9 protein-coding genes are annotated in these 8726 nt (G+C 55.7%); all 9 read right to left on the bottom strand.

From position 1 onward, the window contains the following. Positions 1-115 precede the first annotated feature (115 nt). Positions 116-1009 carry a hypothetical protein gene (locus AC3B8H_RS15065; RefSeq protein ID WP_488442365.1) on the bottom strand — a complete coding sequence of 298 codons (894 nt, stop codon included), beginning with the start codon at positions 1007-1009 and terminating at the stop codon, positions 116-118. 91 nt (positions 1010-1100) lie between these two features. Next, entirely contained in the window at positions 1101-2513 is a 1413-nt protein-coding gene (locus AC3B8H_RS15060; RefSeq protein ID WP_488442364.1) for an MBOAT family O-acyltransferase, read from the bottom strand. A gap of 18 nt (positions 2514-2531) precedes the next feature. Then, a complete protein-coding gene (locus AC3B8H_RS15055; protein WP_488442363.1) occupies positions 2532-2894 on the bottom strand; it encodes a hypothetical protein in 363 nt (120 codons plus the stop codon). After that, complete coding sequence (locus AC3B8H_RS15050; RefSeq protein ID WP_488442362.1) at positions 2891-3382, bottom strand: thermonuclease family protein; 492 nt, start codon at positions 3380-3382, stop codon at positions 2891-2893. The genes AC3B8H_RS15055 and AC3B8H_RS15050 overlap by 4 nt, the downstream gene beginning before the upstream one ends. Before the next feature lie 19 nt (positions 3383-3401). After that, positions 3402-4034, bottom strand: coding sequence for an IncC plasmid conjugative DNA transfer DtrJ family protein (locus tag AC3B8H_RS15045; RefSeq protein ID WP_488442361.1), 633 nt, complete (start codon positions 4032-4034; stop codon positions 3402-3404). Further along, positions 4031-4438 (bottom strand): hypothetical protein, encoded by a 408-nt coding sequence (locus AC3B8H_RS15040; protein ID WP_488442360.1) that lies wholly within the window; start codon positions 4436-4438, stop codon positions 4031-4033. The genes AC3B8H_RS15045 and AC3B8H_RS15040 overlap by 4 nt, the downstream gene beginning before the upstream one ends. Beyond that, a complete protein-coding gene (traD, locus tag AC3B8H_RS15035; protein ID WP_488442359.1) occupies positions 4416-6260 on the bottom strand; it encodes a conjugative transfer system coupling protein TraD in 1845 nt (614 codons plus the stop codon). Before traD ends, AC3B8H_RS15040 begins: the two co-directional genes overlap by 23 nt. Further along, the gene (gene mobH / locus AC3B8H_RS15030) at positions 6257-8344 is read right to left on the bottom strand and encodes a MobH family relaxase (protein ID WP_488442358.1); all 2088 of its coding nucleotides are present in this window, start codon (positions 8342-8344) and stop codon (positions 6257-6259) included. Before mobH ends, traD begins: the two co-directional genes overlap by 4 nt. Positions 8345-8360: 16 nt before the next feature. Continuing rightward, a partial coding sequence (locus AC3B8H_RS15025; protein WP_488442357.1) for a hypothetical protein occupies positions 8361-8726 on the bottom strand: 366 nt, incomplete at its 5' end.

Raw genomic sequence — 8726 nt, 5'->3', positions numbered from 1 at the left:
TAGACTCGGGCCTCGAATATACTTCCATTCGCTAGTCGTCTTGCAGTCGATCTACTGCTTAACGCCCAAACCATGCTTGCCAACCTGTCGATCACTTGTCGTTCTGTTGTCGTCTTTACTTTGAGCGATTGCTTAACGCACAGTCCAACACCATCGTCGATTCAGTCGCCCGAAAATGCTTAAAATCGTAAAATCGGATATTCGCGTTTTCACTTAGCAAATGTGAGCAATCTGGGAAATTCCGGCCACCGATTATCTTCGAAATCATGGTTTTAAAATCCCGTAGCCCTGACTCGCCATAGACTTTCGCAATACTCGGATGCAGTGGGTTTAAATAGTAATGGGCTTCGATCTGTTGGCCATTTAGAAACTTCACGAGAGATTTAAACTCGTCGAATCGCGTCATTATCCAAGGCGAAACCGATTGAGGCCCCCTGCCCTGCTCGAATTGTCTATTGACGAATTCCGCTTCGTTTTTCTGAATTTCCCTCTCGTACCGGACCAATTGATACCGGCCCGTTTCGTCGATGTCGTATCGAACGGAGATGGTGTGATGGTAGGCATCAAACAGATACCCTATCCCATCGCCGAGGCTGGGTTCGAACAGGTAGTCCAAATAGAATTTCCAGCGCGATTCGCCGGTCACGATCGGATGCAATCGATTGGCCGGGCCCTCGTTCACCGGGTCGGAAAAGGCGAACGGCTCCATTCCGTAGACGATGCGCTTCAGCGGTAGCCCTTGTCCGATCAAGGCCTTGATCGTTTGAAGAATTTCGCCCGGCCGCCCCGCCAAGAAGGCCAGGTTGTAACAGCGGTTGTCCGGAAAATACACCGCCAACAGCCGTGGATCGAGCAAGCCCATCACCGACGAGCCGACCAGAAGGCAATCGATCGGCTGTTCAGAGCCGGGTGCCGAGAGCGTGTTCAACAAATACCGCACCTTGAGGTAGCGTTCGTTGCTCGCCGGCGACGTGTAAGGTTCGGAGATGTCATGGTCAACGTCGAACACTTGGTAGGGATTAACCTGCCAATTCCACGCCGGCATCGCCCCGCCGATCAATGCGGATAAGACCACGGCGGACCGCCAGCCATAGCCGAACTTAAAACGACCAGTAGATGAAGCTTTCATGGGCTGCGGATAACCAGGTGCCGGCGAAGAACAAACCAGCGAAGACGGCGAGCGCCTTCAAATTCGGGGTCAAGGTGTCGAGTTGCGCTTGCGCATGGCGGTAGCGCAGACAAACGGCCAGTAGGAAGCCGATGGCAAGCATGTCCAGGCCGTTGATCAACCCCGATATCGGAACCGTCTCGGACCGGAACCAGCCGGCCAATGCGACCGGGACCGACAGCCCCTTGAGTCCCAACATCGCTTGCCAGATCTGTAACGCCTGGTCAATGCTCGCCGCCCTAAATAGCACCCAGGCGAAAAACACACCCAGTAAGGTCAAGGTTCTGGCCAGATAGCCCGGCATCGAATAACCGGTCTTAGTCCACAGCCGATACAGCGCAATCATTCCGCCGTGCATCGCTCCCCAGGCGACGAAGGTCCAGGCGGCACCGTGCCATAAGCCGCCCAGTAGCATCGTCATGATCGCCGCCCACAAACCACGATAAAAGCCTTGTCGGCTACCCCCCAACGGGATGTACAGATAGTCGCGCAGAAATCGCGAGAGCGTGATGTGCCAGCGCTTCCAGAAGTCGGCGATCGTGTCGGCTTGGTACGGCGAATTAAAGTTTTGCGGCAGTACGATTCCGAACATCAGGCCGATGCCGATGGCCATATCGCAGTAGCCTGAGAAGTCGAAGTAGATTTGCAAGCCGTAACCCACCGCCGCTACCCAGGCTTCGCAGAGCGTGAGTTGGTCGCTGAGTCCAAACAAGGGATCCACCACGGCCGCCAGGCGATCGGCGATCACGGTCTTTTTGCACAGCCCGGCCGCGAACAGGAATAGGCCTTGGGTCATGCGTTCCGGATCGAAGCGAATCCCTTGCCGGAGCTGAGGCATGATGTCGGAATAATGGAGGATCGGGCCGGCAATCAGATGCGGGAAAAACGAGATGGAAAACGCGAAGCGGCGCAGGTTGAAATCCTCGACCCGGCCTTGGACGCAATCGACTAAATAGGCGATCGCCTGAAAGGTGAAAAACGAGATCCCGAGCGGCAAAACCACGTGTAGCAATGGCCACTGGCTGCCGGTCAGCGCATTACTCATCTCGATCAGAAAATTGGCATATTTGAAATAGGCCAGCAGCCCCAGATTGTAGAGAACACCCACACCGAGCAGGACGTTGGAACGGGTGACGGCCATCCGTTTGCCCCAGTAGAAATTCAGCAAGGCGTTGACGACCAAGAGCACGGCATACTCGCGGCTCCATGCCGCATAGAACAACACCGAACTGGCGACGATGAACCACTGTGCCGTATTTCCGTAGTGTCGCGACATGAACCACCACCAACACACCAGGGTCGCCGGCAGAAACAGGTAGAGGAATTCGGGGGCGGTGAACAGCATGAAGACCTCGCCTGCCCGTTATGCCATATTGTCCGACACGGACTTCGCCGCGGCAGCCAAGGCCGCTCGCGTATCGGGGTGATGCGCCAATGTGCTGGCGGTGGGGTCCACGACCTTGTTCTCCGGATCCAGCAACACGATCATGCCCATCACCACTCTGAACAGCGAAGCGCTACGGCTTAAGCGAATCAGGTATTCACACACCCGCCGGCAGTGCTCGCTGTCTTCAATGAAAAAGGGTTCCGCTTCGTCTTCATTGTCCTGCGGTTTGGCGATGTTCTCGGGCAGGGTGGCGCCGTAGCGGCGGCTGATGGCTTCCAGCGCGCTCGTCAGTTCAAGGGCCATATCAAGATCAGCCTGGTTCGCCTTCGCCATCTTCATTTTGATGCTCCGGCATGTCGATAATCCCAAGGGGCCATAGGATTTTGGTCTTGCCACAACCCGAGTCGGTGATTCCGAGCATCCCGCTCGGCTTGAACAATCACCGGATCACTGGTGTATTGCCGATACACCCAGGCCCAGCCCTTGGCCACTTGTGCCAAGTTAACGTCCTGACCTTCCAGGTCGACATGGCCGATGAGGCGGCCATAGCGATCGGTTTGGGTATAGTCGACCGTGACCCGGCGCTGATACACGGCATTGGCTAATCCTTGTCGGGCAGCCGGGCCATAAGTTTGGCTGAGTTCAGGCGCATCGATGTTGGCCAAGCGCACTTTTAAGGTCTGCCGATCGTCGGTCTGTAAAGTGAGCGTGTCACCGTCGTGTACGCCTAAGACTACACCGGCCAGACGCTGCGCCTGGGCAGCGGTACCGAGCAGAAATAACCCTAACAGGGTCATCAGGCGGCCTGTCTGTCGGTATCGATTCATTGTGTGGCTCCACTCCTGGCTATATTCGTTTTTGGGTGTGGGCGAAATAGATATTCATCGCCAAGGCAATGCCGACACAGGCGATCGGCATCGCTTGAGGCGGAATCGGAAATGGGAAGGTCAAGCCGAGCAGCAGCAAGTACACGATGCCGATAACGGCGTAGAAGCTATAGCGGTGCGCTAGAGGACTGGAATAATCGAAGTTGGATTGCTTGATTTTGCGTTGTATCAAACCGTCCACCGCACTGGGGATAACGGAGGCGATTAAAAATGGCCACCACGACAACAGCAAAAACAAACGCCGTAGCGATTGGTAAAAGGTCCCGAACAACACGTCCAATTTGCTTTGGACAAACGGAAAATAATCGGTCTGCCCAAAGTGCTCAAAACCGACCGATTTCTCGCGCTCCGCTGTCGTGGGAATGAAAAAGTGGTAAACGTTTTGTTGAATGCCGGTTTGCACCAATAAGGCATTGAATACCGAGGTGGCTTCTTCGCGGATGCGCCGATCGTGATCGGCGCCGAGGTATTCGACGATCATCCGGTCTTCGGTGTCTTGCATATCGGTCAGCCAGCGATCGGAGACCAATACCGCCACCAAAAACACTTCGGCGATCCACAAGATGAAGGTGACAAAGAGGCTTTTGGTCATGACACCGCCGCCGAAATACGCTCAAGGATGGCCAGCACTCTGGGGTTGGTCACCAAGCTGTCGATCGGTACCTCCGTGCCTAACCGCTCGGACAAACAGGTTTGCAGGGCGTGGACCGTCTGGTGCAGCCGGAAGCCGTCATCCGGATGAGCTTGCGCGGATGCTCGAGCATACCGCGACAGCACTTTAAGCATCATCTCAGTGATGGCGGTTTCCTGTTGCTCAGCATCCTGGCCGTGTTCGAGCACGATTTTGATCGCGCACTGGATGATCTCGATGGCCACCGGCCAGTCGAGTTCCAGGATTTGCAATTCCTGGTTCTCAGACCGGTTTGATTTGCGCCACCGTTCCAATTGGACTACTTCCATCGGTTTTTCGGGTTTACGCCGTTTGGGATTTGACATTCGTGTGTTCCTTATCCAATTCAGAAATGAGTATCGGCAGGCGGCCCTTGACGATGCGGCCGCCGGACAATTTGGCGATGTAGTGCAGATCGGGCAATTGGCCTAATAGCTGCGGAGCGAATAAGTCGCCCTCTTCCTCCATCAACCGCTCGCCGATATTTCCGGAAAATACCGCTGGATTTGCTGAATGGGTCGAAACGCCCTGGGTTCTCATGACGTATTTCAATCGGGTTTTGGGTAGGTTATCGGTAATGTAGGTTTGGGTCTCGGCATCCATCACGCGAAGCGCGATCAGGTTGTTGAGGTTCGCCAGTATTTGCCGAGCCTTGGCTTCGGAACCCAATCGGGCCGAGAAGTCGGCAAAGGTTTGGGTGGCGATGAACAAGCGGAATTTGGCGCCGCGGCCTTTGTTCAAGAGCTGGATGCACGGGTCGTTAATCACCTCGGCCGCTTCGTCGACGAAGATATTGACCGGCCGGTTGTCGATGCCGTGGTTGTAGCGGTCGCCGGCGACGGCCGCTAGATCCGCCAGCAGGATGGAGCCGATTGCGCTACCGACCATGCTGTCCGACAAGGAATCCAGGCCGATATAGGCCACTTGGGCGCCTTTAATGATTTCGGCGGCATCGGTGATGGCCCGCGTATCGTTCGCGTCGCTTTGATCCGGCGACAATAAGGCCCCTAAGCTGCCGGAGGTCAGCATATTCATCAGCGGCAACAGCGAGGCAATCATTTTGCTGAAATGGGTGCGGTCGTGTTCGAACATGGAAATCAGCCCTTCCAGGTCGGTGTTCTGTTGTTCCGCCTGCACGCGCTCCCGATAGAACCTGACCAACAACTGCGCGGTTTTATCGCTAAAGTCCTGCTTCTTCAAACCCACACTGGCACGCCATTCGAAATCGAGGACCTTGTCGAAATAACGGGCCAGCGCTTTTATGACCAAGGGCACGGGGCCGCCTTCCAGATAGGTGCGTAGTTTCACCAAGGACGGTTGTTCTTCGGCGGCAAACAGCCCTTGCACGATATTATCTAGCGCCTTCTGACCGAAGGCCTTGAAGGGGTCCGAGCCGGACTCGCCGGGACTGACCGCGGCAATTCGGCTGGCTAGCTCGGACGAGCGATTGAAATTCTTCAAAGGATCGATGCGCACGCTCTGGTCCGGAAAGGCCGGATGGAAGTAGACGAATCGCTGCGGCGAACCGGACAGCCTACAGGCACGTTCGGCACACCATTTCAAATCTTTGTCGCCCTTGGGGTCGATGATGATCACGGCTTCGTTGCGCAGTACGGCCTGCGTGACCAGGATGTCGAACAGCCGGGTCTTGCCGGCGCCGGTGGTGCCAACGATCAGGGTGTGGCCGGCGCTATGCGCAATGGCTTGCCGGATGTAGCCTTCGCTTAATCCCAGACCGTGGATCCAGGTCGCCCCCATCCGATCAAGATTGACCGGAATCAAGCCGGTTAAATCGCGCTTTTGGATGTCGTAGGCCAATTGGGCGTGCTGCTGATTCCACTCGAAGCCCCAGCCCAGCCACCATTGGTCGGGATGGCGCCGCACGATCCCGGCAAGACTGGCGACGTTGAAGCGTTGGAATTTGAAATACTTCAGACGGTACTTGCGATACCACACCCTAGCCGATGCCGGCAGGCGTCTGACCGCCATCAAGAGGCACCCCGCCATCAGTCCGTTGAACGGTTCGCGCGGCAGGCCGGAAAAGATCACCATGACATACGCCACCAGTCCAAAGGCGAACCAGACCACAATCGCGGTGACTTCGTAATTGGGCCGCCAGGGTAGCTGATAGTCATATTCGTCTTTCATGACTTTTTGACGATGAAGCGTTTGTTGATATTGTCGACAACAATATCGGCTCGATTAAAGGCTTGCTTTATTAATTGTTTATATTCTATTAGCCCTTTATCCTCGATATATTGCCTTAGTAAGGCTAAATCCACGGTAAAGGTATCTTCGGTCTCTTTCACAGCCATCGGCAGTTCGAAGGTTTTAATCAAGTGAATCAGGGACTCAATCGAAAGGGTATCATCGCGGTGTCCGGCATTCTTCACCGAGATCTCGCCGGAATTGGCTGGCGGGTGATCGGCGTCCGAGGCGTCTTCGGTAGCGTGACGAGCTGGTTGGGATACCGGTTTGGCTTCGGCGGGTTCTAGCAACACGGCCAGATGTCGGCTGGCCGCCTTATTCAGCAACACGCCTTTGACGCCGCCGATCTCGGTCACCTTGACCATGGGTTTGCGGGAATTGACTTCGATCATGCCGGCCGCATCCAGTGTCCTGACGATCTCGATGGGCGCTTGGCCCAGCCGAGCCGCGAGCAGCTGGTGCAAAACAAACACCAGACCTTTGGGTTGGACCAGAAAATAGTCGGCCGATGCCGGACCCAGGTTTTGCGTCAGCACGGCGCCCGCTTCGGATTTCGCCGCCAGCCATTGCCTGGCGGCTTGAATCTCGGCATGCTTTGCTGCCTCCCTCGATTCCGATGCGTCCGGCATGGCCGTCGGTGGGCTCGGTTGGGCATGACTCGATGCCGCCGGGTTTGGCGAGCCGACTTGAAGCACTTCCCGCGCCTCGGTTTCGACGACCGCTCCCGGCGCTGTTTCCGGTGCCGACCGTGGGTGATGCGGCGCCCCAGGCGTGGATACGTTGTCGTCAGCGCGGGCTGACGTGGCGGCCACGATGTCGATCCCTGCTATCGGATCAGGCTGCCCGTCTTGATCGTCGAGGTGGATCACCTGTCCGTTGACAATTAAGGGTGCGGCTTCGGGATACACGTGCCGAGGGTCCGATAACTTGAGCACTCTGAGCGGCGTATCCAGGCAATCCGGCTGAATCGTCCAATATCGTCTAACCTCCCGCGCATCGATCCGATACGGTACAGCCAGCTGCCGATCGAAGAGGATGTCGGCTAAGGTATCCGGGTGTTTCGGAATACCGGGAATATTGTTTTGAGTGATCAGGCGACTAATCTCCTCGGCCGCTTCGTCCCAGACGATAAACAGGCCTTCTTTCAATCGCCAGACGATCGCCCTTTTGACATTGTCGACCCATTTTCCCTTTTTTACCAGTTGCCGCATGGCATCCAATATGAACCATTCGATGGGGGCTCCAATCGACGGGTCGATGGGAATACAGTTTTCCTTGAGGTCCTTTTCAACACTGTTGTAATCCGCGTCCATCACCAACCCAAACATCCTTGAATGATGCGACGTGCCGGCAATCGTCAGCAGCATTTCTTTATAGATGGTTGGGCCGTATTCGTTTAAATATTCTGAAACGCTTGCGATGATGATTTTGTTGATCAATGCCGCCGAGACCACCTCGTGGTCGCCATGCCGATTCGCTCGCCAATGCAGATAATACCGGCGGATTTTTAGTTTCTTTGCCCAAGTCTCAATGTCGTCGCCCAGAATATTGCAGGTATCTCGCCCGTTTTCCGATTTAATTTCGATATCGGTGACCGGTTTGCCCAAATCATGCAGCATGCCGGCAATGAAAATCGCCAGCCGCCAGCGGGGCGTGAGTTGTTTGCGTTTTGCCGGCGTTTCGTCGATGCCGTATAACACACCGTGCGACCGATAAACGGCTTCGTATCCCACCTCCAGTCCATGCCGGAATAAACCGCCCGCCCCTCGATGGTGATGCTTTTCGGACGCCGGCAACAAATGCACAAATCGCGCGTAATTGAGTATCAATGGATATACCCGCTGTTGATATTCCTCGTCTGTTACACTCAAATAATGTCTGATCTTTTGAATTAACTCCGCTTGGGACTCCAATATTTTCTGGGGTTGTCTCACCGGCAGGCCTTTGGCAAACGGCGGGTAACGCGGCACGTCTTCTTCCGGCTCGGCGCCCCCCAATAGCCTGTTTATGAATTTCGCTAACATCGCCAATACCCACGGTTTATTTCTTTAGACTTTTCGGGTTGCAAGACGCTTTGAGCCGTTCCGGCATAGAGGTGGTACGAATGATCTCGCGATCGCAGTCGGTCATATCCAGTTGGTGCCGGCAATATTTTCGCCAGGCTCTTTCAATATCGTCCGAATCGGCCTGGCAACTTGGTTGAGTGTCCGCCAGATCCGCCTCGCCGAGCGGGCGAGTGACGAGTCCGGTGCCATCCGCTGCCCCGCGGGTTTCGGTCTGCGGCTGCCGGGTGACCACGTGCTCCATCGACGACTGCCGCACCGCCGCTCCGCCCGTTTCCGAGGCAAAGCCATCCGTGCTCAGCCGCCAGTGAGGTTGCGGCCTGGTCTGCGCCATCGATGCAAT

It is taken from the genome of Methylomonas sp. BG-2, assembly GCF_057766305.1.
This window is presented reverse-complemented; position numbering and strand designations above follow the sequence as displayed.

Excerpts from the sequence above, each read along its gene's own strand:
- AC3B8H_RS15055 (WP_488442363.1), bottom strand. The coding sequence starts at position 2,894 with ATGAAGATGGCGAAGGCGAACCAGGCTGATCTTGATATGGCCCTTGAA.
- traD (WP_488442359.1), bottom strand. The coding sequence starts at position 6,260 with ATGAAAGACGAATATGACTATCAGCTACCCTGGCGGCCCAATTACGAA.
- mobH (WP_488442358.1), bottom strand. The coding sequence starts at position 8,344 with ATGTTAGCGAAATTCATAAACAGGCTATTGGGGGGCGCCGAGCCGGAA.
- AC3B8H_RS15040 (WP_488442360.1), bottom strand. The coding sequence starts at position 4,438 with ATGTCAAATCCCAAACGGCGTAAACCCGAAAAACCGATGGAAGTAGTC.
- AC3B8H_RS15045 (WP_488442361.1), bottom strand. The coding sequence starts at position 4,034 with ATGACCAAAAGCCTCTTTGTCACCTTCATCTTGTGGATCGCCGAAGTG.
- AC3B8H_RS15060 (WP_488442364.1), bottom strand. The coding sequence starts at position 2,513 with ATGCTGTTCACCGCCCCCGAATTCCTCTACCTGTTTCTGCCGGCGACC.
- AC3B8H_RS15050 (WP_488442362.1), bottom strand. The coding sequence starts at position 3,382 with ATGAATCGATACCGACAGACAGGCCGCCTGATGACCCTGTTAGGGTTA.